General features: G+C 43.9%; 18 protein-coding genes. 12 read left to right on the top strand and 6 right to left on the bottom strand.

Annotated elements, in window-relative coordinates; translation table 11 throughout:
• Positions 1-759: 759 nt before the first annotated feature.
• The 3 genes from FM038_RS18815 to FM038_RS18805 form a co-directional block, all read right to left on the bottom strand.
• Entirely contained in the window at positions 760-1,086 is a 327-nt protein-coding gene (locus tag FM038_RS18815) for a hypothetical protein (RefSeq protein ID WP_142870628.1), read from the bottom strand.
• Positions 1,087-1,249: 163 nt separating this feature from the next.
• Positions 1,250-1,846 (bottom strand): peptidylprolyl isomerase, encoded by a 597-nt coding sequence (locus FM038_RS18810; protein ID WP_142870560.1) that lies wholly within the window; start codon positions 1,844-1,846, stop codon positions 1,250-1,252.
• 68 nt (positions 1,847-1,914) lie between these two features.
• Complete coding sequence (locus tag FM038_RS18805; RefSeq protein ID WP_142870559.1) at positions 1,915-2,481, bottom strand: YajG family lipoprotein; 567 nt, start codon at positions 2,479-2,481, stop codon at positions 1,915-1,917.
• A gap of 170 nt (positions 2,482-2,651) precedes the next feature.
• Between FM038_RS18805 and FM038_RS18800 the strand changes: the two genes are divergently transcribed.
• From FM038_RS18800 to FM038_RS18785, 4 genes are all read left to right on the top strand, one after another.
• Positions 2,652-3,224 carry a porin family protein gene (locus FM038_RS18800; RefSeq protein ID WP_142870558.1) on the top strand — a complete coding sequence of 191 codons (573 nt, stop codon included), beginning with the start codon at positions 2,652-2,654 and terminating at the stop codon, positions 3,222-3,224.
• A gap of 157 nt (positions 3,225-3,381) precedes the next feature.
• Positions 3,382-4,443 (top strand): DUF2804 domain-containing protein, encoded by a 1,062-nt coding sequence (locus FM038_RS18795; RefSeq protein ID WP_142870557.1) that lies wholly within the window; start codon positions 3,382-3,384, stop codon positions 4,441-4,443.
• Between the two features lie 111 nt (positions 4,444-4,554).
• On the top strand, positions 4,555-5,415 hold the full coding sequence (locus tag FM038_RS18790; RefSeq protein WP_142870556.1) for a sterol desaturase family protein: 861 nt from the start codon (positions 4,555-4,557) through the stop codon (positions 5,413-5,415).
• A gap of 325 nt (positions 5,416-5,740) precedes the next feature.
• Positions 5,741-6,304, top strand: a complete 564-nt coding sequence (locus tag FM038_RS18785; protein WP_142870555.1) for a porin family protein — start codon at positions 5,741-5,743, stop codon at positions 6,302-6,304.
• A 38-nt stretch (positions 6,305-6,342) separates the two neighbouring features.
• On the opposite strand, the gene FM038_RS18780 is transcribed toward FM038_RS18785, so the two are convergent.
• Positions 6,343-6,981 carry a sulfotransferase family protein gene (locus FM038_RS18780; protein ID WP_142870554.1) on the bottom strand — a complete coding sequence of 213 codons (639 nt, stop codon included), beginning with the start codon at positions 6,979-6,981 and terminating at the stop codon, positions 6,343-6,345.
• Between the two features lie 220 nt (positions 6,982-7,201).
• Positions 7,202-9,136, bottom strand: coding sequence for a B12-binding domain-containing radical SAM protein (locus tag FM038_RS18775; protein WP_142870553.1), 1,935 nt, complete (start codon positions 9,134-9,136; stop codon positions 7,202-7,204).
• Positions 9,137-9,658: 522 nt separating this feature from the next.
• On the opposite strand from FM038_RS18775, the gene FM038_RS18770 reads away from it, so the two are divergent.
• Entirely contained in the window at positions 9,659-10,327 is a 669-nt protein-coding gene (locus tag FM038_RS18770; protein WP_142870552.1) for a hypothetical protein, read from the top strand.
• Positions 10,328-10,476: 149 nt separating this feature from the next.
• Here FM038_RS18770 and FM038_RS18765 read toward each other — a convergent pair whose 3' ends face one another.
• A complete protein-coding gene (locus FM038_RS18765; RefSeq protein WP_142870551.1) occupies positions 10,477-11,403 on the bottom strand; it encodes a DMT family transporter in 927 nt (308 codons plus the stop codon).
• 378 nt (positions 11,404-11,781) lie between these two features.
• Here FM038_RS18765 and dnaK point away from each other — a divergent pair, with 378 nt between their 5' ends.
• From dnaK to carB, 7 genes are all read left to right on the top strand, one after another.
• A complete protein-coding gene (gene dnaK, locus FM038_RS18760) occupies positions 11,782-13,704 on the top strand; it encodes a molecular chaperone DnaK (RefSeq protein WP_142870550.1) in 1,923 nt (640 codons plus the stop codon).
• A 121-nt stretch (positions 13,705-13,825) separates the two neighbouring features.
• Positions 13,826-14,953, top strand: coding sequence for a molecular chaperone DnaJ (gene dnaJ, locus FM038_RS18755; RefSeq protein WP_142870549.1), 1,128 nt, complete (start codon positions 13,826-13,828; stop codon positions 14,951-14,953).
• A gap of 304 nt (positions 14,954-15,257) precedes the next feature.
• Positions 15,258-16,058 carry a M48 family metallopeptidase gene (locus FM038_RS18750; RefSeq protein WP_142870548.1) on the top strand — a complete coding sequence of 267 codons (801 nt, stop codon included), beginning with the start codon at positions 15,258-15,260 and terminating at the stop codon, positions 16,056-16,058.
• Positions 16,059-16,141: 83 nt separating this feature from the next.
• On the top strand, positions 16,142-16,759 hold the full coding sequence (locus tag FM038_RS18745; protein ID WP_142870547.1) for a BamJ family beta-barrel-assembly machinery protein: 618 nt from the start codon (positions 16,142-16,144) through the stop codon (positions 16,757-16,759).
• 137 nt (positions 16,760-16,896) lie between these two features.
• Positions 16,897-17,709, top strand: a complete 813-nt coding sequence (dapB, locus tag FM038_RS18740; protein ID WP_142870546.1) for a 4-hydroxy-tetrahydrodipicolinate reductase — start codon at positions 16,897-16,899, stop codon at positions 17,707-17,709.
• Between the two features lie 254 nt (positions 17,710-17,963).
• Positions 17,964-19,118 (top strand): glutamine-hydrolyzing carbamoyl-phosphate synthase small subunit, encoded by a 1,155-nt coding sequence (gene carA / locus FM038_RS18735; RefSeq protein WP_142870545.1) that lies wholly within the window; start codon positions 17,964-17,966, stop codon positions 19,116-19,118.
• 19 nt (positions 19,119-19,137) lie between these two features.
• A complete protein-coding gene (gene carB, locus FM038_RS18730; protein ID WP_142870544.1) occupies positions 19,138-22,356 on the top strand; it encodes a carbamoyl-phosphate synthase large subunit in 3,219 nt (1,072 codons plus the stop codon).
• The last annotated feature ends 129 nt before the right edge of the window (positions 22,357-22,485 follow it).

The following is a 22,485-nucleotide window of genomic DNA, read 5'->3' as shown; positions in this document are numbered from 1 at the left end:
CTAGCTTAATATGTATCTCATTGAATGACTATAGCCACTTAGTCTCTGTAAATTAATTATTTTTAGCTTTGACCTAATCCAGATTTTAGTCGTGTGAAATTCAAGCCATAAAAAAGCCCAAACACGAAGTCTGGGCTTGGGTTTTACACTTACTTTCTTTTAAAAAGTATAGAACTTTAGGAGTTGGGCCTGATCCCTAAGCGGTCTATTGAGTCACTTGGCTGCCTTAGTCACTTGGAAGTTGAGTTTCATTATTCAAGCCATAAAAAAGCCCAAACGTGAGGTCTGGGCTTGGGTTTTACACTTACTATCTTTTAAAAGTATAGAACATTAGGAGTTGGGCCTGATCCCTAAGCGGTCTATTGAGTCACTTGGCTGTTTAATATTATTATTCAAGGCATAAAAAAGCCCAAACACGAAGTCTGGGCTTGGGTTTTACACTTACTTTCTTTTAAAAGTATAGAACATTAGGAGTTGGGTCTGATCCCTAAGCGGTCTATTGAGTCACTTGGCTGCCTTAGTCACTTGGAAGTTGAGTTTCATTATTCAAGCCATAAAAAAGCCCAAACGTGAGGTCTGGGCTTGGGTTTTACACTTACTTTCTTTTAAAAGTATAGAACATTAGGAGTTGGGCCTGATCCCTAAGCGGTCTATTGAGTCACTTGGCTGTTTAATATTATTATTCAAGGCATAAAAAAGCCCAAACGCGAAGTCTGGGCTTGGGTTTTACACTTACTTTCTTTTAAAAAGTATAGAACATTAGGAGTTGGGTCTGATCCCTAAGCAGCCATTTGGCACTTGGCCCCCAAGATTCAGATAATCACAGCATTCATCAACTTGATTTCGCAAGTATTGATTGCCACGGATCATCCAGTCGGGCCATTTGTCAAAGGCATGCAGTAGATGCCAGAACACTTTCTCCATATCTGACTGCGCGTCACCCTGATGATTGAACTGTTGCCACTCTTCTAGGGTGTCCCATAGGTATAGCTGAACCTCATTAAAGTCGAGCTGATCTCTCAAAAACGCTTTTCCATATTGGGCCAGCTGGGGCGCTTTATTATCGATGAACTCATTGGGTGTCATCAAATCGCCTCCTTATTACAACCTAATCAGTATAGGACTAAATAAAGTATCCTGAACAATTTTTGTGAAAAATATTGAACATTTATGAATGGGAATGATTTTTGTTATACTTTTTAAGTGTTTACTTTCACTACCTGTTAGATGTGAACTGTCTACTTAATTTCTATTTACGAGGTATTAGTGTCGCTTTCTTTAAAATGACATCTTTTACCGGAAAGTCAGGCCAATCGAGCTTATTGTTGTGTTCAGTCACAACAGCAGCCATGGCGTTAAGCACTTCTTCGCCTTGGGTGATCTCACCAAATACTGCATACCCCCAGCGCCTTGATGATGGGTCTAAGCGCTCATTATCTGCAACATTAAAGTAGAACTGACTGGTCGCTGAGTGAGGATCATTCTCTCGGGCCATTGCGATGGTACCAAAGCTATTTGATAGCCCGTTACCTGATTCGTTGATGATAGGGGCTTCATAAGGCTTCTCTTCCTGTTTAAGGTCTAGTCCGCCTCCTTGAACCACAAAGTCAGCAATAACACGGTGAAAAAGGGTGTTGTCATAATGCCCACTAACGACATAAGTCAGAAAATTATCGACGGTTATAGGCGCTCTTGTTCTATCTAGCTCAATGACAATCTTACCCATACTGGTATCAAGTTCTACTTGAGGATAAAGCGTATTGGGTTGGATATCGATGGCCGTTGCGATAGGGCTGACACTCATGCAAATGCTAAATATGACAATGGTGAATATTTTGCTGAACATAAATCTTCCCTGCTATGGACGGTAATTGAATGGGCTGTATTTAAATAGCTGTGTTTAATCAGCTGCCATCATTGTTGAATGAAATTGTTCAGTTCAGGATCATTGAGTATATCGCCACTGAGCTGGCCGAGAAGTTTATTCATCTCTAACTCGAGAGTGGCAAAATCCGCACTGAAAGGGCCCGATAAGGTACCGCGAGCAGAATAACGCTTAGTCAGCTCTTGAGTACTATTTTTAGCAATAATATTGATGATGATATTGCTCTTAGCTTCGAAACCGAACGTTGACTCATTCACATCGGTCAGCAGTTGCTCTATCTGTATCTGCATATGTTTAACTGAGCTCGGATCGATTTGGTATCCGGCTTTGGTAAACCCTTCACGAAAGACTTGATCCATCTGTTTTCTAGGCGCTTCAGAGGGACTGACCAACTTTGCGGCTTTATCAGCGTTGTTAAATCTTACGATGAAGTTTGCCGAGCGGGTATCAATCGTTTCTATGGCAAGAGGAAGCATCGAACGAGTCTGAGTTTGCACTTCAGGAACTTGTGGATTTAATGCGATATGACTAGGAGCTTGACTCGCACAAGCAGAGAGAAAAACGGAGGCTGCCAATAGTAAAGGAAGATGTTTCATTATGTTGATTATCTTTAGTCGTCGTATAGAAGTCGGTGGCATCAGCATACCAGAATTGATGCTCGATTCCACAGCTAGTCAATACACTCACTTGGTTAAGTTTACATACAGTTTGCTTTGTTAAAGTATCGGCATAAACTTCCAGATCTTAATCCCCTAGGAAACCTTTGATGCTTAAGCCTGTTTTTACTTGGTTAACACTTGCAGTGCCAGCCCTCACCTTTAGTCAGTTTGTGGGTGCAGATGAATCTCGTCACTACATTGGCGGAACATTAGGCTATGGTTTCCATGATTTTGAAACTAAAGAGCATGGTACAGCTAACTTCAGTGACAGCATTACTGCGGACATCTATTACCGTTATATGGTTAACGATAACTTTGGTGTCGAAGTTGGCGGCATGTCCGGTTCGGGTGGGGCATTTAGCATTTTTTCTGATATTTGGCACGATGTTAAAAGCCTAAGCTATCGTGGCGTTCGAACCAGTGCATACGGAAAATTACCTCTGAGTGCCAGTAATAGCTTATACGCCAAAGCGGGCGCCACTCATCAATGGATTGATTATGATATCACTCAAGATAAGGACAGGTTAGGTGTGAGCGAAACTGACAGTGGCTTTTATGGTGCGATAGGTTGGGAGTTCAGATTTAATAATGGCTTAGGTTTAAACGCTGAATACCAATATGTACCTATGAGTAACTTGACGCTGAAAAGTTACAACGTGGGGGTTAATTACGCTTTTTAGTGGCGTCTTCTTCGCTAAGAGTTAACGACTATTTAAACTTGCTATTGACCCTATTTCGGAGTCTATAAATTAAGCTTAAATCGAAGCAATAATTGACTTTACTCCTAAATCCCATCAGGTTAGAGCAAATGTTCAAATTCTACGCAGGAAGCGCTTGATGGGAATCACACAAACTAGGCCAGGACAAATACAGACTGTAGCCGCGCCTAAGGAGATTATTGATAGCCAAGGTAAGCCCATTTTTGGTTACTTTGATGGTCCGATCTCATCCCTAGCACTGGATAAGTTTAACTACCTCAATGAAATGGATAAGCCTGCTTCATCTTTAAAGAAATATTTCGATTTCAAACAGTTTCAATTTGTGAGTCTGGTGACTCCTCGGTTTATTATTGGGGTCGCTATTGCAGATATACGCTATGTTGGTAGCGCATTTTGTTATTTGTATGATGTGAGTAAAAATACCATTACCGAGACCTCATGGCTTAAACCACTTGGTATGGGTTATCAGCTAACGCCATCGCCAATGTCCGGTGATGCTCATATCAAGAGTTCAAAAGGCAGTGTTCAGTTTAAGTTGGTTAATGGCGAGTGGCAGCTGATTATATCAACGGCAACGATAAATGCAGAATTGACACTCGACACGCTGCCCTTAAGTCTTCCTATATCACTCTGCACGCCAACAGGTTACAGCGGTTGGACCTATACCCAAAAACATAATGGCTTGAAGCCTAAGGGAAGTCTGACTATCCATGGTGAAGCGCAGCCTTTAAATCAGGCATTAGCGGGTTATGACTTCTCTGCTGGTTTTATGCGTAGGGAAACCAGCTGGCGTTGGGCCAGTATTAATGCTCATACCCCTGATGGGGTGATGGGGCTGAACTTGGCGGCCGGTGTTAATGAAACGGGTGGCAGTGAAAATGTATTTTGGATTAATGGCGAGCGCCACCTTTTAGGGCCGGTTCACTTTGATTTTTTAAGGGGCGGTGGAAACGCTTTGGATATTGAAGCTGCTTGGCGAATATACTCATATGACGGTCAAGTCGATCTCACTTTTCAACCTAAAAATTGTCGCTCGGAAAAGTTGAATCTTATATTGCTCAAAAGCAACTTTAGGCAATATATCGGGGAGTATAGTGGCCATATAATCGATAACTTCGGTCATAAGCATAAGCTAGATAACGTATTGGGATTGACCGAAGACCACTTTGCTCGCTGGTAATGTACTTGTAATTAATGATCACTCATCAATCGTCTCAAAAGCAAATGACTCAACTTGAAGTAGAAATAACCATAACTATACCAATAGCGATAAAAAGGAATTGGGATCCAGATGGAATTTAGTGTACTTATAGCTCACCCGGAAATGCTGCTTATTGCATTAGCACCGATATTTTTTATCTGTATTTTACTTGAATGGTATCTGGGTGACAGAAGAAAAAAACTGCCAGCTAATGCCCGCTATCATCTGCCTGAAGTGCTGTGTAACTTTGGCTTGGCTGGAATGCATCAAGGGGCGGATATCCTAACGGGTTTACTGATAGCTAAACTCTATCTGATGTTTTTTGGCTGGCGTTTATTTGATATCGAGATGAATGCCATCACTTTTGTACTGCTCATGATAGCCCAGGACTTTTGTTACTATTGGTTCCATCGTGCGAGTCACAGAGTGCGTTGGATGTGGGCGGCCCATGTAGCCCATCATAGTTCGGAAAGTATGAATTTCAGTACCGCATTCAGGCAATCCCTCATGTATCCGCTCGCAGGTATGTGGATTTTCTGGCTACCTCTGGTGGTGCTAGGTTTCGATCCTAATTGGGTGATATTTGTAGTCTTACTCAATCTTGGTCTGCAGTTCTTTGTGCATACTCAGGCAATTAAAACCTTAGGCCCCATCGAGTGGATATTTAATACGCCTTCGCACCACAGAGTGCACCATGGTCGCAATCCGCAATACATAGATAAGAACTATGCTGGCGTGCTGATCATCTGGGATCGCTTATTTGGTACTTATGTCAAAGAGGAGGAAACGGTGGAGTACGGTATTACTAAGCCGATAAATAGCTTTAACCCGCTAGTGGTCACTTTCAGCGAATGGAAATCTATGTTCAGTGAAGCATTTTCGCCAGGGCTAACATTGAAGACCCGCTTAGGGCATCTGTTATTGCCGCCACGTGACAATGATGAGCCTTAATCATTAGTTGTAATGCCAATCGATATAAAAGCCATTGATATACGACTCAATGGCTTTCCTTAAAACCTGCTACAACAGGCCCTCTATACAGACTCAAGCTATTGAAAGTACTCATATCCAACTTATTTAACCGATACAAAAGATAAAGATGATTTCGATCACTGCTAATTTACACATATATGACTTATCATCCCTTCGTTGATCTCAGGTACAGTTTAGGCGCCTTGTATAGCGTCCGTTAGAGCAGTGTTGCTGCTTTGTTTTTTTTCTGGTTCTAGTTACTTACTTTAGCGTACAGAACCATTTTTAGGGAAGAAGGATTTTTATGAAATTGTTATCGATAGTGATTGCATCTATTTTGAGTTTTGGCGCAATAGCGGCCGAGTCTAATCATATCATTGGTGGTAATCTTGGCTATGGTAGCCAAGATTTCGAAGTCGACAATAGTGATAAATACGGTGGTGGGGATAGTGTTGGTATTGATGCATATTATCGATATATGCTGAATGACAATTTCGGTATCGAGGGTAGTCTATTTAGTGGCAGTGGCGGTGTTGTTAGCGTATTTACTGGCATATTTGCTAATGCCGATAATATTCGCTATAAGGGCGTGCGCGCGGCAATTTATGGTCAACTGTCTCTGTCAGAAAGCAATAGCATATATGCCAAATTAGGTGCCAGCGCCAATCAGCTCAACTATGATATTTCAGGTGGTTTCGGTAGTGACACTATTGAGAGTATTGAGACAGACGGAACCGATTTCTATGGTGCAGTCGGTTGGGGAATACGTTTCCAATCAGGGCTGGGTCTTAACGTGGAATACCAATATGTACCAATTCAAGAGCTTATAGTGCAAAACTTCAGTATTGGCATGAGTTATCGATTCTAATTTAGACTTTGAATGAAGCTAGATGACACCTTTGTGATTTAGCTTCTGGCTGGAGTTAAACAATAATCAAAGTATTTCCTATGTTCTATACCCGCTAAGTTGGAGTTGATTTTATTCGGGTGTTTATAGTCTTTCCAGCTGGCAACATTACGTCCTACATTTAATCTTGGAAAATCTAGGCTTCCCTCTATTTCTATCCCTAAAAACTGTTTCAGTTTCTGCAAACTCCCCTGTTCGCTAACATCAATTGATAACAAGTTATCTCGATGCTTAAAATATGACAAAACTTCTCGTTGGTGTCGTGCATAGCAGTCAATTAATGTGCTGTGGGTTAAGGGAAGTACAGAGGAGAATGTATGATGAAAACTGCGCTTTAAAATAGGATGGAATCGTCCTGTTTCTGGCTCTAGGTGGGGGGCCATTTTTTCAAGTAACATTGTCATCGAAGGCAGCCACTTATCCATATCTCTGGTTAAATAGATAAATTTAGCATTAGGGAATAGCCCATCTAAATGTTGATAATCGCTAAAGCAGGGGGCGTCTGATATCGCATCTGCCACTTCAAAAGCACGTTTGGTAAACGCAGTGTGAGCCACCGATAGTCCCAATTCCAGTAGCGCAACGCTAATGCTGGTGGTGCCAGTTCTGGGCAGGCCAATAATAAAAATCTTAGACATCTGATGCTACTCGTCTTTAAAATGTTTCAGTATATTCGTAAGTTTGTCGTAGGTGGAGACAAATATCAGCCAACAAATGGCCTTTTATCGCTAACAATATTTAATACTAATCGGTATAAGACCACTTTCTTCTGGAACAAGAAAGCGGCCTTTTTATAGATTAAATCTATTGATATTCACCTGGCGTTAATGACTCTTAACAGCTGTTGGCAGTGACTGTTCACTCTTCATTGCTGGCGATAAGATTGTTAATCGCTTTTGATACCATGTCTTTTTTCATCTTAGTGCGTACAACAGGTTGGCTAAACCAGAAACTCATTGGCTGATCAAAGCCAATACCGTGCATATAGTTGTAAATCGCCTTACGCAGCCCTTCGCCCAGCATCTCATGATCTGTGCCGGTTGGGTCGGTGAAGTCGACATCGTTTTCAGCGAATAAGATCTCTGGGCGCTCAGCAAGCGTGATACCAAACTTCTCAGGGTTTATGCCAATAGGACTGTGAATAGTGGCCACAAAACGGTGCCAGTAGGCGGATTGGAAACAACCTTGCTTCATCATCTGACGCACCATCTCCAGCGAATCAACAGTTTCTTGCTCGGTTTGTGTCGGAAAGCCATACATCAAATAGGCGTGAACCAATATCCCCGCATCACTGAAGGACTTGGTTACTTGGGCAACACGCTCAACACTCACGCCCTTTTTCATCAGTTTCAATAAACGATCTGACGCCACCTCTAGACCACCGCTAACAGCGATACAACCAGAGTCTGCCAGCAACTGGCAACGTGCTTGGCTAAACGTCCTCTCAAAACGGATATTGCCCCACCAGCTGATCACCACATTGCGCTCAATGAGTCGTTTTGCCATGGTAAATAAAAGCTTTGGCGGTAGGGCTTCATCGACGAAGTGGAAACCTGTCTGTCCGGTTTCTTCGATGAGTTCTTCGATTCTATCCACCAGAACATCGGCTCCAGCGGCATCAAAACGGTCGATATAGTCCAGACTGACATCGCAAAAGCTGCATTTGCGCCAGTAACAGCCATGGGCGATGGTCAGTTTATTCCAGCGTCCATCGCTCCAGATGCGGTGCATTGGGTTGAGCATTTCACACAAAGAGAGGTATTCCCCTAGTGGCAGACCGTCGTATACCGGTGCACCGACATCTGTTTGCGGAATATCGTGGAGCTCTGAATTTTCATTGAAGTGTACGCAGGCTTGGCCATTTTCATCCTCAGCGAGGAAGTAAGTTCGCATCAGTGAGTCTATCTCACGCTTTCCTTCAAAGAACTCTAGCAGGGTGATAAAAGGACGCTCGCCGTCGTCCAGACAGATAAAGTCGACAAACTCAAATACTCGAGGGTCCTTTAGCGCGCGCAGCTCGGTATTGATAAAACCACCGCCCATAACGATGGGAATATCAGGATTGATGGCTTTACAGGTTTGCGCAATACGCAGAGCGCCTAGCATATTACCGGGAAAAGGCACGGTTAATGCTACTACGCTAGGCTGAGCTTCTTCTAGATACTGCTCGACCAATTGTTCCAAAATTTCCGAGCTGAAACTAGGTTCGCCCATCAAGGTATCGTAGAGATTGTCAAAACTTGGATTGGCCGCCGCTAATTTCTCGCCATAACGGCTCACTTCAAAGTAGGGATCAACCCCCTGAGTAATGACGGTTGAGAGATCATTAATAAACAGGGTTGCTAGATATTTGGCTTTATCTTGTACGCCTAGATTGCCAAAGGCTGCCTGCAACACATCGCCGGATACCGCTTCCATCTGAGCAATCGCGTCAAACGCTGGACCTTCAGGTAAAAAACGACGGGAGTTAATACGCAGTGCAAGGCTTGGATCTTTGCCCTGTAAAAAACGAATCGCGCTTTCAACTGTCTGGTGGTAACGGTCAAACTCAGCCAGAAAATTAAAGATCACATCGGGTAGCTCATCATCTTCCAAGTGCTCGAAGTTTTCTTCCACATGCTGACGAATAATCTCCAGAGCAGGCGCTGTCATCATCTCTAGAAAAAGCTCAATAGCAGGATCTCGCTGAACCGCCTCATAGCCTCGAGAGCGTAAAAAACCAGTTAAATACGCTGTTGCTGGATAGGGCGTATTCAGCTGGGTCATAGGGGGAGTCATTAGAAGAACGGTCATAGCCTGCCTTTAAATAGTAAAACCTGAATACTTTGTATGAAAATTACGATGACGAAACCGTCAGTACTAAACAAAGTGTGGCAGTAATCCCCTATGTCAGGATTGCCACCATAAAAATTAGGGGGGATTCTAGCAAAAGAGCTATGCCCGTTCTACTTAAAAGAGATGCTGGTTGAGTAAAAGTGGTGTTAAGTTTTCTCTCATCATTATGCGTAATATTTTCAATACCCAAGTAGAGACGGTGCTAGCGGCGTGTCATATAAGTGCTTGCATGTAAGGTCGTTCAGTTACATCTTGTGATCACGACATTGAGGCATCCTTGCACGGCACCTCGACAAGTCCTCAAGCCCTATAGTAAAAATCACCAACCATTAGTCCATCCTACTAATAAACTAAAATGGTCCCACCCTCTACTCCATATTTAAATTTCTAATCGATTGAAATTAAATAGAAAACAAACTTGGTCTGGGTCTTGCTTGTATGTAGGCATATTCAAAGGAACCCAATGACAGGATGGCACAAATGAACCCGTTAATTAAAAAACTTCTTACAGCAACCCTGAGCAGCATCATGGTTGTTTCAGCTGCCTTCTCCTCTTTGGCTGTCACCGCGGCATCAGCCGATACCACAAAGACCTTAAGTCAGACTTTTGCCTATACAGGTCAAGAGGTGTTACTCGACATGGATATCGGTTCGGCGAAGTTCATTGCCACTGATGAGCAAGAGATCCGTATTGAGGTGCTCGTAACACCGAGTGAAAGTAACTGGTTCTCTTTATGGGGTAGTGCTGATGTTGAAGATATTGAGCTTGATGTGGTTGAGTCATCATCTGAGATTGAACTTAAGGTGACAGAGCAAGATGATGTTAAGCAGGAGTGGGTGGTGTACCTTCCTCGGCAAGCTGCGTTAAACCTCAATGTTGGTATAGGGCAAATTGAAGTATCCAATATGGAAAACAATATTGATATCGACTTGGGCGTCGGTCATGCAGAGATTAATCATGAAATCTTATATCGCTCAGTATCATTAGAGTCTGGTGTTGGCGAGGTTGAGGTAAACCTCCAGGGGCAAAGTGTCGAGGTAAGCAGAAGCTTTGTTATGCAGAGTTATCACAATGAGGAGCAGACAGGCTTTGGTCAATTGAATGTTAATGTGGGTGTTGGTCAAATCGATGTTCATCATAAGCTATAAACTAGCAATAGATTATGACGCAAACCTTTGTTAGTGCTATTTAACAGCGTAAACAGCTCTCTCAATAAGTATTGAAAAGAAAATATATGAGCACTGACACGAAAAAGCCCACCTATCGACAAAGGTGGGCTTTTTAATGAAGAATGCGTTTACGCGGACTCGCCTGTTTCCCTTGGGCTCCTCGTTTTCAGCTTATTGAGGTATGGCAGCAGTTGCTGCAGGGCTAATGCAGTTAGAATTAAGGCGAGTCCTACATATGTCGATCTGGCTATTTGCTCTTGTAAAATCCAGGCGATAAAGCCGATTGACATAACCGGTGACATAAAGACCATAGTGCTGATACTGGCGGTGCGGTCCGCTTTCTTCAAGGCTATTAACCAAAGAACAAAGGTGACACCCATTTCAAACAGGCCAACATAAATCCCAGCTGAAAATGCCTGAGTATTCCAGCTAGGTAGCTCTTGAGTCCATAATAGTGTGACTAAAATAAAGGGAAAGCCAACTAGAAAGCTCAATAATAAGCTGACGACCGGATCGCCTTTATCTTTAGTATTTATAATCCAGTACAGAGACCAAAGCAGTGTGCTGGTGAGTGCAAGCATAACCCCTGTGCCACTTTCAAAAGAAAAGCTGGTCAAATTGCCATTGGTGGCAATAACAAATACGCCAAAATACGCCACGATGGCAGCGGTCATATCACTCTTTCTGAGTTTTTGAGAAAGTAGTGGTACTGATAATAATGGCAGTAAAATAGCCCAGGTGTAATTGAGGGACAGTGCCTGCTGGGCTGGCAGTAGATCATAAGCTTTAAATAATACTAGGTAATAAAGGAATGGGTTTAACAGACCCGTTTGCAGGTAAAACCATGGCTTAGCTTTAAATTGCGCTTTTATCAAACCTAGCTTTCTTTGTGCTAATAAAAGCAGACTTAGGGCTGCGATAGAGGTGATGGTTGCGACAAATACCAGTTGCAGAGGGCTAAAATGAGCGAGCGCAAGCTTAAATGCTGTGGCAACAGTTGACCAAAGGCAGATAGCCCCAATGCCATATAGATAGGCCTGATTTGATTGTTTCAATGACTTTACTCTTTACAACAGAGATAACGACACGATGTATTTATAATCAATAAATCACCGCACTCTAAGATTGTATCCATTATACACTTAGTCTTATTGCAAAGATGAGTCAAAGATCAAAAAAATTATCTAAGTGTGCAATTTTTAGCTGTTAAGACTTGTAATCAATGCAAACGACCCAATATAGGGTTTAAGGCAAGATTATGGGGTGCGTTAGCGCCAGTCGAAAAGAAATAGACAAGCGGTTTACTGAGTGTTCCCAGTTAAGAGTAATTTCACATTAACTTAATACTCGGGCTTGAAATAGATTTCGACTAACCCCATATCTCCATCAGATAACAAATTTAGCAACACTATATAAGATTTCAGGAGCACCCCATGGGTAAAATTATTGGTATCGATTTAGGCACAACAAACTCTTGCGTAGCTGTATTAGACGGCAACACACCACGCGTATTGGAGAATGCCGAAGGCGATCGTACTACCCCTTCAATCGTCGCCTACACTGGCGAAGAGATCTTAGTGGGTCAACCTGCAAAGCGTCAGGCTGTTACAAATCCGACAAATACTTTCTATGCGATTAAGCGTCTTATTGGTCGTCGTTTTAAAGATGATGAAGTCCAACGTGATGTTGATATCATGCCTTTTAAAATCATCGGTGCAGATAATGGTGATGCATGGGTTGAAGCTCATGGTAAGAAGATGGCTCCGCCGCAAGTGTCTGCTGAAATTTTGAAGAAAATGAAGAAGACTGCTGAAGACTTCCTCGGTGAAGAAGTCACTGAAGCGGTAATCACAGTTCCTGCATACTTTAACGATTCACAGCGTCAAGCAACTAAAGATGCTGGTCGTATCGCAGGTCTTGAAGTTAAGCGTATCATCAACGAACCAACTGCTGCTGCACTGGCATACGGTATTGATAAGAAGCAAGGCGATAACATCGTTGCAGTATACGATTTAGGTGGTGGTACATTTGATATCTCTATCATTGAAATCGATAGTGTTGATGGCGAGCAGACATTTGAAGTTCTAGCGACTAACGGTGACACCCACTTAGGTGGTGAAGATTTTGATAACCGTATGATTAAGTATCTTGCTGATGAGTTCGAAAAAGAGCAAGGCATGAACTTACGTAAAGATCCATTGGCTATGCAGCGTCTAAAAGAAGCCGCTGAAAAAGCTAAGATCGAACTTTCAAGTACGACTCAAACTGAAGTTAACTTGCCTTACATCACTGCTGACGCATCAGGCCCTAAACACTTAGTGGTTAAGATCACTCGTGCTAAGCTTGAGTCGTTGGTTGAAGACCTAATTACTCGTACCCTTGAGCCGCTAAAAGTTGCTCTTGCGGATGCAGACCTAAGTGTCTCTGATATCAACGAAGTGATTCTTGTTGGTGGTCAGACTCGTATGCCTAAAGTACGTGCTGAAGTGTCAGAGTTCTTCGGTAAAGAACTTCGTCAAGATGTTAACCCTGATGAAGCGGTTGCCATTGGTGCAGCAGTTCAAGCCGGTGTACTTTCTGGTGAAGTGAAAGACGTATTGCTACTTGACGTTACACCTCTGTCTCTAGGTATTGAGACTATGGGTAGCGTAATGACTAAGCTTATCGAGAAGAACACCACTATCCCGACTAAGGCTAGCCAGACATTCTCAACTGCTGACGATAATCAGAGTGCAGTAACGATTCACGTGCTTCAAGGTGAGCGTAAGCAATCAAGTGGCAACAAGTCTCTAGGTCAATTCAATCTAGAAGGTATTGGAGCTGCTCCACGTGGCACACCACAGATTGAAGTTGGTTTCGATATTGATGCCGATGGTATCTTGCATGTATCTGCAACTGATAAGAAGACAGGTAAAGAGCAGAAAATCACCATCAAAGCCTCTTCTGGTCTTAGTGAAGAAGAAGTTGAAGCTATGGTTCGTGATGCCGAAGCTCATGCCGATGAAGATGCTAAGTTTGAAGAGCTAGTTACAGCTCGTAACCAAGCTGATGGCATGGTTCACGCGACTAAGAAGCAGATTGAAGAAGCTGGCGAAGCACTACCAGCTGACGAAAAAGAAAAGATTGAAGCTGCTATGGCTGCCGTCGATACCGCAACTAAAGGTAACGACAAAGAAGCCATCGATAAGTCAACTCAAGAGCTAATGGAAGCGTCTTCAAAGTTGATGGAAATTGCTCAAGCTAAAGCACAAGCTGAGCAAGGACAACAAGCGCCAGAAGGGGAAGCACAAGCGGCTAAGCCTGATGAAGATGTTGTTGATGCAGAGTTTGAAGAAGTGAAAGATGACAAGAAATAATAAAGGCTAACCCCTGAATTATTGAATACGGGCGTTAGAGGAAACTCTAACGCCCGTAGTTGTGACTTGAGCAACAAGATTAGCTGCCCAGCTACCATATCAGCAAACAAAGCGTGAGATTATGTCAAAGCGAGATTACTACGAAGTACTAAGTGTCGGTCGTGACTCCAGCGAACGTGAAATTAAAAAGGCTTACAAGCGTTTAGCCATGAAGTTTCACCCGGATCGCAACCCAGGTGACAAGGACGCTGAAGCCAATTTCAAAGAAGTGAAAGAAGCCTACGAAATCCTGACCGATAGCGATAAGAAAGCAGCCTATGACCAATTTGGTCATGCAGGTGTCGATCCTAATCGTGGCGGCGGTGGTGGACATGCTGATTTTGGCGATGTATTCGGTGATGTATTCGGCGACATTTTTGGTGGTGGACGCCGAGGTGGTGGTCAACGTCAGGCTGCTCGTGGTAGTGACTTGCGTTATAATCTTGAACTTTCTTTGGAAGAAGCGGTTAAAGGCTTAACTAAAGAACTTCGTATCCCAGCTTTAGCAGCTTGTGAACCATGTGATGGTACCGGTGCTAAGAAAGGATCAAAACCGACAACATGTGGCACTTGTCATGGTCAAGGTCAAGTCCAGATGCGTCAGGGATTCTTTGCTGTTCAGCAAGCCTGTCCAACTTGTCATGGCCGCGGTAAGATCATTAAAGACCCTTGTAATAAGTGTCATGGTGAAGGTCGCGTTGAGAAGAGCAAGACATTATCGGTTAAGATCCCTGCTGGTGTCGATAACGGCGATCGTATTCGTCTGTCAGGCGAAGGCGAGGCTGGCGAGTTTGGTGCACCTCCTGGCGATTTGTATGTACAGGTTAGCGTGCGAGAGCATTCAATCTTCGTGCGTGATGGTAATAACCTTTATTGTGAAGTACCTATTTCATTCGGTAAAGCTGCGTTAGGCGGTGGGATTGAAGTACCAACACTCGATGGCAAGGTTAATCTGAAGATCCCAGCAGAGACTCAAACTGGCCGGATGTTCCGCATGCGTGGTAAGGGTGTTAAGTCTGTACGCAGTCATGCGGTTGGCGATCTGCTCTGCAAAGTTGTCATGGAAACCCCTGTCAATTTGAATGAGCGTCAGAAAGAGTTATTGCGTGAATTTGATGAAAATTTATGTGGTGCATCTAAGAAGCACAGCCCGAAAGCCGAAGGTTTCTTCGATGGCGTTAAGAAGTTCTTTCAAGATCTAAATACCTAATTTAATTTCACACAGCAGAAATTAAATTGATAAAGCCCCGCACTGCTAACGCATGCGGGGCTTTTTTGTACATGGATGTGCTTATCCCCGATCGCAGGGACTGCGATGGAGGGGATTTATGAAAGAGCAAAATCCCTCTTTAACTAAAAGCATTCCTATAGATATCATTGATCGAAAGAAACTGAGTTGTGTTATTAATGTATAGCTAAAAGTTAATCAAAGTTTGATAGAATCTTTGTAGAACCTAGAACCTAGAACCTAGAACCTAGAACCTAGGACATGTATTACAAAGGAATCTCTATTGATGAAATACCTACTCCCATTAATTCTCCCCATCTTTTTTATCTCAGGCTGTGCCACCCATCAATCCCCAACGGGTCGTGGGCAGACTCTGCTGTTTTCAGCGAATGAGATTAATCAGATGGGAGACCAATCTTTCGAGCAGATAAAGACGCAGGAGAAGATCAGTAAAGATAAAGCGACTGTGGCATACGTTGATTGTGTTGCAAATCGAATAACTAAGGTGCTACCTAATAAGTCAATAAAGTGGGATGTGGTGGTCTTTGAGTCTGAACAGGTGAATGCTTTTGCTTTACCTGGTGGTCATATCGGTGTTTATACCGGTCTATTAAAGGTGGCTGAAAATGCCGATCAACTTGCCACTGTAATCGGTCATGAGGTGGCCCATGTGTTAGCTAACCACAGTAATGAGCAGGTTTCTCGCGCTCAGATGACTGGGATGGGCATGCAGTTAGCCGATGCCGCACTCGGCGCTGGCGGTGTGAGCAATAAAGATCTCTATATGGCAGCGCTTGGGCTTGGTACTCAAGTGGGTTTCATATTGCCCTATGGACGCGAGCAGGAGAGTGAAGCTGATATTATGGGCGTAGAGTTGATGGCGCGAGCGGGATTCGATCCGAGTCAAAGTATGCTGCTTTGGAAGAACATGGCTAAAGCGGGAGGCGGCCAAGGACCTGAGCTGTTATCAACCCATCCATCACATAGCCACAGAATCGATGACCTAAGCCAAATGCAGGCACAAGTGATGCCACTTTATATGCTAAGCAAAGGTAAAATACAAAATCAATGTCAAAATTTGAAATAAATAGAAGGTTATTAAGATCACAGTTTTTAACTATGGTAAACTATCGCGCGAAATTAAATTGAATTACTGAGAGTAGAATCATTATGTCTGACAAGTTCACTAGTATTGAAGCGCAAGCAAGTTACGGCGTAGGTCGTCAACTTGGCGAGCAGTTGGCAGCTAATTCGTTCGAAGGTATCGATATCTCAGCTGTTCAGCTAGGTTTAGCTGATGCGTTTGAAGGTAAAGAGAGCCAGGTTGCTATGCAAGATCTTCAAGTAGCATTTACAGAGATCAGTCAGCGTATTCAGAAAGTCCAAGAAGCGGCTGCAGAAGCGGCGTCTGCTGAAGGCGAAACTTTCTTAGGTGAGAACGCTAAGCGTGATGGCATAGTGATTCTTGAGTCTGGTCTTCAATATGAGATCCTCAACGAAGGTAACGGTGATAAGCCAAGCTTAGATGCTACGGTTCGTACTCATTACCACGGTACTTTTATCAGCGGTGATGTGTTTGATAGTTCAGTGGTACGTGATCAACCTGCTGAATTCCCAGTTTCTGGCGTTATCGCTGGTTGGACTGAAGCGCTACAACTTATGCCTGTAGGTTCGAAGTGGAAGTTATATGTTCCTCATCACCTAGCATACGGTGAGCGTGGTGCAGGGGCTTCTATCCCGCCATACTCCGCATTGGTATTTGAAGTCGAATTACTCGACATTCTTTAATTCAGAATCAATTAAATGCCTAAGCTAACGCTTAGGCATTTTTTTAGAATCAGAATTAACAGTTCCTCTTTTATGACTATAAAGAGGTGAGCTGCTCGTTATATAATTTAGCTAGATAGCATTAAGGAAGTAATACGATGACAGAACAAGTAAGAGTGGCTATTACAGGCGGCAGTGGTCGTATGGGGCGTACTCTTATTGAAGCTGCGCGAATTCATCCTGCTATCTATCTAGGTGCTGCGATTGAAAGAGCGGGTTCTACCTTGATAGGCGTTGATGCCGGTGAACTCGCTGGCGTTGGTTCGATGAACGTACCCATCACAGATTCACTTGATAAGACCGTCGATGATTTTGATGTGTTGATCGATTTTACATCCCCTGAAGCAAGTGTTGTTCATGCTGATTGGTGTGCCAGACATGGTAAAGCCATAGTGATTGGCACCACTGGTTTTAATGATGCTCAGAAAGAGCTGATCGCTATTTCTGCTACTAAGACCCAAGTCGTAATGGCACCTAATATGGCTGTCGGAGTGAACTTGATGTGGAAGCTACTCGAGTTAGCGGCCGAAGTCATGGGTGATTACACGGATATAGAGATCATCGAGGGTCATCACAGATATAAGAAAGATGCACCTTCTGGCACGGCACTCAAGATGGGCGAAGTGATCGCCAAAACTTTGGGTCGTGATCTTAACAAATGTGCCGTTTACGGCCGTGAGGGAATGACCGGAGAGCGTGATCGCAACACGATAGGCTTCTCTACCATACGTGCAGGGGATCTTGTCGGTGAGCATACCGCCATGTTTGCCGATATCGGTGAGCGGTTGGAGATCACCCATAAGGCATCGAGTCGTATGACTTTCGCCAATGGTGCCATGAGAGCATCGGTCTGGTTAGTCAATCAAGATGTCGGGCTCTACGATATGCAGCAGGTATTAGGTCTCAAATAATTACTATTTTTTAAAACCGCCAATTAGGCGGTTTTTTTATACACGGAAGTATTTATCCCCGGACACCAAAGTGGTGTAGGAGGGGAGTTATGTTTTATCAAAATGTGTTGATAATTTAAATTTTTAATCTGTAGACAAGCTTAAAGAACACGTATATAGTTGTCCGAATTTGTCAAAATTTCGTATTTATACGGAAGTTGGTATTTTAAAAGTAAACAAAAACAATATATTTCAGTGGCTTGGCTCTTTTTTTTATGGAGGTCGCGTTGACAAAGTCTGCCTTACTCGTACTCGAAGATGGAACTGTATTCTCTGGCACAGCAATTGGTGCCGATGGACATGCTGTTGGTGAAGTGGTTTTTAACACTTCAATGACAGGTTACCAAGAGATCCTTACAGATCCCTCTTATTCTCGCCAGATCGTAACACTTACTTATCCTCATATTGGTAACACAGGTACCAATGATGAAGATACAGAATCAGATTCAGTCCATGCTCGTGGTCTGATCATCAGAGATCTTCCTTTAATCGCCAGTAACTTCCGTAATCAGCAAGGTCTGAGTGAATATCTAAAAGCCAATAAGCTTGTTGGTATTGCCGATATTGATACACGTAAGTTGACTCGTATTTTACGAGAAAAAGGCGCTCAAGCAGGCTGTATCTTAGTCGGTGATGATGCTGAAAAAGCATTAGCTGAAGCCAAGGCGTTCCCTGGTTTAAAAGGCATGGATTTAGCCAAAGAAGTCACTACTGATAAAGCTTATCAGTGGCGCAGTGGTAGCTGGCGTTTAGTCGGTGGTTTACCCGAAGATAAGCCTGAATCAGAGCTTAAATACAAGATAGTCGCTTATGACTATGGTGTGAAGCGTAATATATTACGTATGCTTGTTGACCGTGGTTGTGATGTCACCGTCGTGCCAGCTCAGACATCAGCAGCTGAAGTGCTAGCAATGAAGCCTGATGGTGTGTTCTTGTCTAATGGCCCTGGTGATCCTGAGCCATGTGATTATGCCATTACAGCTATTCAAGAGATCTTGAAAACAGATATTCCGGTATTTGGTATCTGTCTTGGCCATCAACTATTGGCTCTCGCCTGCGGTGCTAAAACCCTTAAAATGAAGTTTGGTCATCATGGTGCCAACCACCCAGTGAGCAACCTTGAGCAAGGTAATGTGATGATCACCAGCCAAAACCACGGTTTTGCTGCTGATGAAACTAGTCTACCGGCCAACATAAAGGTGACTCATAAGTCACTGTTTGATGGCTCATTGCAAGGTATACATTTGACAGATAAACCTGCGTTTAGCTTCCAGGGTCATCCTGAAGCAAGTCCGGGTCCACACGATGCAGCGCCTTTGTTCAATCACTTTATTGAACTTATCGAGCTATATCGTCAAAACGCCAAGTAGTCAGGAGAAGGTTTAAGCAATGCCAAAACGTACAGATATAAAAAGTATTCTTATCCTGGGTGCGGGTCCGATCGTTATCGGTCAGGCATGTGAGTTTGATTACTCCGGTGCCCAGGCGTGTAAGGCGCTACGTGAAGAGGGTTATCGAGTTATTCTGGTTAACTCTAACCCTGCCACCATAATGACAGATCCCGAGATGGCCGATGCAACGTATATCGAGCCAATTCACTGGGAAGTTGTTCGTAACATTATCGCTAAAGAGCGTCCTGATGCGATTCTACCTACCATGGGTGGCCAGACGGCGCTTAACTGTGCGCTGGAGCTGGAAAGCAAGGGTGTGCTGAAAGAGTTTAATGTCGAAATGATTGGCGCCACAGCCGATGCTATTGACAAAGCCGAAGATCGTGGCCGTTTCGATAAGGCGATGAAAGCCATTGGCCTCGAGTGTCCACGTGCGGGTTTTGCCCATACGATGGCCGAGGCATTCGCGGTGCAGGAAACTTTGGGATTCCCGTGTATTATTCGCCCGTCTTTCACAATGGGTGGCAGCGGCGGCGGTATTGCTTATAACATCGAAGAATTCGAAGAGATCTGTACTCAAGGGCTGGATCTGTCGCCTACTAGCGAGCTGCTAATCGATGAGTCGCTTATCGGTTGGAAAGAGTACGAGATGGAAGTGGTGCGTGACAAAAATGATAACTGTATCATCGTCTGCGCTATTGAAAACTTCGATCCAATGGGCGTGCATACAGGTGACTCGATCACCGTAGCTCCTGCTCAGACATTGACGGATAAAGAATATCAGTTGATGCGTAACGCTTCTATTGCGGTTCTGCGTGAGATTGGTGTGGAGACGGGCGGTTCTAACGTACAGTTCGGTATCAATCCAAAAGATGGCCGTATGGTTATCATCGAGATGAACCCAAGAGTATCACGCTCTTCTGCATTGGCATCTAAGGCAACAGGTTTCCCGATTGCTAAGATAGCGGCCAAGTTAGCAGTAGGTTTTACTCTAGATGAGCTTAAAAACGATATTACTGGTGGTAATACACCCGCTTCGTTTGAGCCTGCTATCGATTATGTGGTTACCAAAATGCCGCGCTTCAACTTCGAGAAGTTTGCCGGTGCAAATGACCGTCTAACTACTCAGATGAAGTCGGTTGGTGAAGTGATGTCCATTGGGCGTACGTTCCAAGAATCACTGCAAAAAGCATTGCGTGGACTCGAAGTCGGTAAGAATGGCCTAGATCCTATTATCGATATCGAAAGTGTCGATGCGATGAAAAGAATTCGCCACGAACTCACAGAACCTGGCGCAGACAGAATTTGGTATATTGGCGATGCTTTCCGTGCGGGTCTCTCTGTCGATGATATCTTCGAGCTGACTAATGTTGACCCTTGGTTCTTGGTACAGATACAAGATCTGATTAATTTTGAGACTCAGGTTAAAGATACTGGCATGTCGGGCCTGAATGAGGTCTTCCTACGCCAGCTTAAACGTAAAGGCTTCTCTGATTTACGTTTATCAGATTTGCTCGGTGTCAGCGAGTCAGAAGTTCGCAAGTTACGTCATAAGCATGAGATACATCCAGTGTACAAGCGCGTCGATACTTGTGCCGCCGAGTTCTCAACCGATACTGCTTATATGTACTCTACCTATGAGGAAGAGTGTGAGTCAAACCCATCTAATCGTGACAAGATCATGATCTTAGGTGGCGGTCCAAACAGAATAGGTCAGGGTATCGAGTTTGATTACTGTTGTGTGCATGCGGCTCTTGCTTTGCGTGAAGACGGTTATGAGACCATTATGGTCAACTGTAACCCAGAAACAGTATCAACTGATTACGATACGTCCGACAGACTCTATTTCGAATCTGTCACTCTGGAAGATGTGCTTGAGATTGTTCGCATCGAGAAGCCCAAAGGCGTTATCGTACAATATGGTGGCCAAACACCGCTTAAGTTAGCCCGTGAACTCGAAGCTGCAGGCGTACCGATAATCGGTACTAGCCCGGATGCGATTGACCGCGCCGAAGACAGAGAACGTTTCCAGCAGGCTATTCATCGTCTGGACATGAAACAGCCAGAAAATGATACCGTGACGACAGTCGAAAGTGCCATTATCTCGGCTGAGCGTATCGGTTATCCGTTAGTTGTACGTCCGTCTTATGTACTCGGTGGTCGGGCGATGGAAATCGTCTATGATGAGCAAGATTTACGTCGCTACTTCAACGAAGCCGTGAGCGTGTCAAACTCCTCTCCAGTATTGCTTGACCGTTTCTTAGATAATGCCATTGAGATCGATATCGATGCTATCTGTGATGGTGAGACTGTGGTTATCGGCTCTATCATGGAGCATATCGAGCAAGCTGGGGTGCACTCAGGTGATTCAGGTTGTTCATTGCCTCCTTATAGCCTAAGTGAAGATGTTCAGAACCGCATGCGTGAGCAGGTGGGAAAACTGGCCATAGAACTTGGGGTCATTGGCTTGATGAATGTGCAGTTTGCCGTGAAGGATGATGAGATCTATATGATCGAAGTTAACCCTCGCGCCGCACGTACCGTGCCATTTGTCTCTAAGGCGACTGGCGTACCTTTAGCTAAGATAGCCGCGCGTGTGATGGCGGGTCAAAGCCTTAAGTCACAAAACTTTACCAAGGAAGTAATTCCACCTTTCTTCTCGGTGAAAGAAGTGGTGTTACCGTTTAACAAGTTCCCGGGTGTCGATCCTATGCTTGGCCCTGAGATGCGCTCTACTGGTGAGGTGATGGGTGTCGGTAATACTTTCGCTGAAGCGTATGCTAAGGCGCAACTTGGCGCTACTGCAGCTGTACCTAAGTCTGGACGTGCTCTTTTATCTGTTCGTGACAGCGATAAGCAAAGAGTAGCGGACTTAGCTTCGAACCTGATTGCACTGGGATATGAAATTGATGCCACTCACGGCACTGCAATTATTCTTGGTGAAGCGGGCATTAACCCTCGCTTGGTTAACAAGGTACATGAAGGACGTCCGCACATTCTTGACCGCATCAAGAACGGTGAATACACCTATATTGTGAATACCACTGAAGGCCGTCAGGCGATTGAAGATTCACGTCAATTGCGTCGCGGTGCATTGCGTTATAAGGTTGATTACACGACAACCCTAAACGCTGCATTTGCAACATGTATGGCACACGCTGCAGATGACAGAAGCACAGTGACTTCTATACAAGAGTTACATAAACGCATTAAGTAAGACTATTTACTTAATAAAAAAGGCCGCTTCGCGGCCTTTTTTATTGTTTTTAATTCTCAAATACCCCCTTTTCAGCGAGTTTTTGCATTTCTACTAAACTTTAAAGACTAATCTTGTTTAGGTGGTAAG

Source organism: Shewanella eurypsychrophilus (assembly GCF_007004545.3).
Classification (GTDB): Bacteria; Pseudomonadota; Gammaproteobacteria; order Enterobacterales; family Shewanellaceae; genus Shewanella; species Shewanella eurypsychrophilus.
The sequence above is the reverse complement of the archived record's forward strand: the minus strand, read 5'-3'. Positions and strand labels throughout refer to the sequence as shown.

Coding starts and splice junctions, on each gene's coding strand:
- FM038_RS18815 (WP_142870628.1), bottom strand. CDS start 1,086: ATGACACCCAATGAGTTCATCGATAATAAAGCGCCCCAGCTGGCCCAA.
- FM038_RS18810 (WP_142870560.1), bottom strand. CDS start 1,846: ATGTTCAGCAAAATATTCACCATTGTCATATTTAGCATTTGCATGAGT.
- FM038_RS18805 (WP_142870559.1), bottom strand. CDS start 2,481: ATGAAACATCTTCCTTTACTATTGGCAGCCTCCGTTTTTCTCTCTGCT.
- FM038_RS18800 (WP_142870558.1), top strand. CDS start 2,652: ATGCTTAAGCCTGTTTTTACTTGGTTAACACTTGCAGTGCCAGCCCTC.
- FM038_RS18795 (WP_142870557.1), top strand. CDS start 3,382: ATGGGAATCACACAAACTAGGCCAGGACAAATACAGACTGTAGCCGCG.
- FM038_RS18790 (WP_142870556.1), top strand. CDS start 4,555: ATGGAATTTAGTGTACTTATAGCTCACCCGGAAATGCTGCTTATTGCA.
- FM038_RS18785 (WP_142870555.1), top strand. CDS start 5,741: ATGAAATTGTTATCGATAGTGATTGCATCTATTTTGAGTTTTGGCGCA.
- FM038_RS18780 (WP_142870554.1), bottom strand. CDS start 6,981: ATGTCTAAGATTTTTATTATTGGCCTGCCCAGAACTGGCACCACCAGC.
- FM038_RS18775 (WP_142870553.1), bottom strand. CDS start 9,136: ATGACCGTTCTTCTAATGACTCCCCCTATGACCCAGCTGAATACGCCC.
- FM038_RS18770 (WP_142870552.1), top strand. CDS start 9,659: ATGAACCCGTTAATTAAAAAACTTCTTACAGCAACCCTGAGCAGCATC.
- dnaK (WP_142870550.1), top strand. CDS start 11,782: ATGGGTAAAATTATTGGTATCGATTTAGGCACAACAAACTCTTGCGTA.
- dnaJ (WP_142870549.1), top strand. CDS start 13,826: ATGTCAAAGCGAGATTACTACGAAGTACTAAGTGTCGGTCGTGACTCC.
- FM038_RS18750 (WP_142870548.1), top strand. CDS start 15,258: ATGAAATACCTACTCCCATTAATTCTCCCCATCTTTTTTATCTCAGGC.
- FM038_RS18745 (WP_142870547.1), top strand. CDS start 16,142: ATGTCTGACAAGTTCACTAGTATTGAAGCGCAAGCAAGTTACGGCGTA.
- dapB (WP_142870546.1), top strand. CDS start 16,897: ATGACAGAACAAGTAAGAGTGGCTATTACAGGCGGCAGTGGTCGTATG.
- carA (WP_142870545.1), top strand. CDS start 17,964: ATGGAGGTCGCGTTGACAAAGTCTGCCTTACTCGTACTCGAAGATGGA.
- carB (WP_142870544.1), top strand. CDS start 19,138: ATGCCAAAACGTACAGATATAAAAAGTATTCTTATCCTGGGTGCGGGT.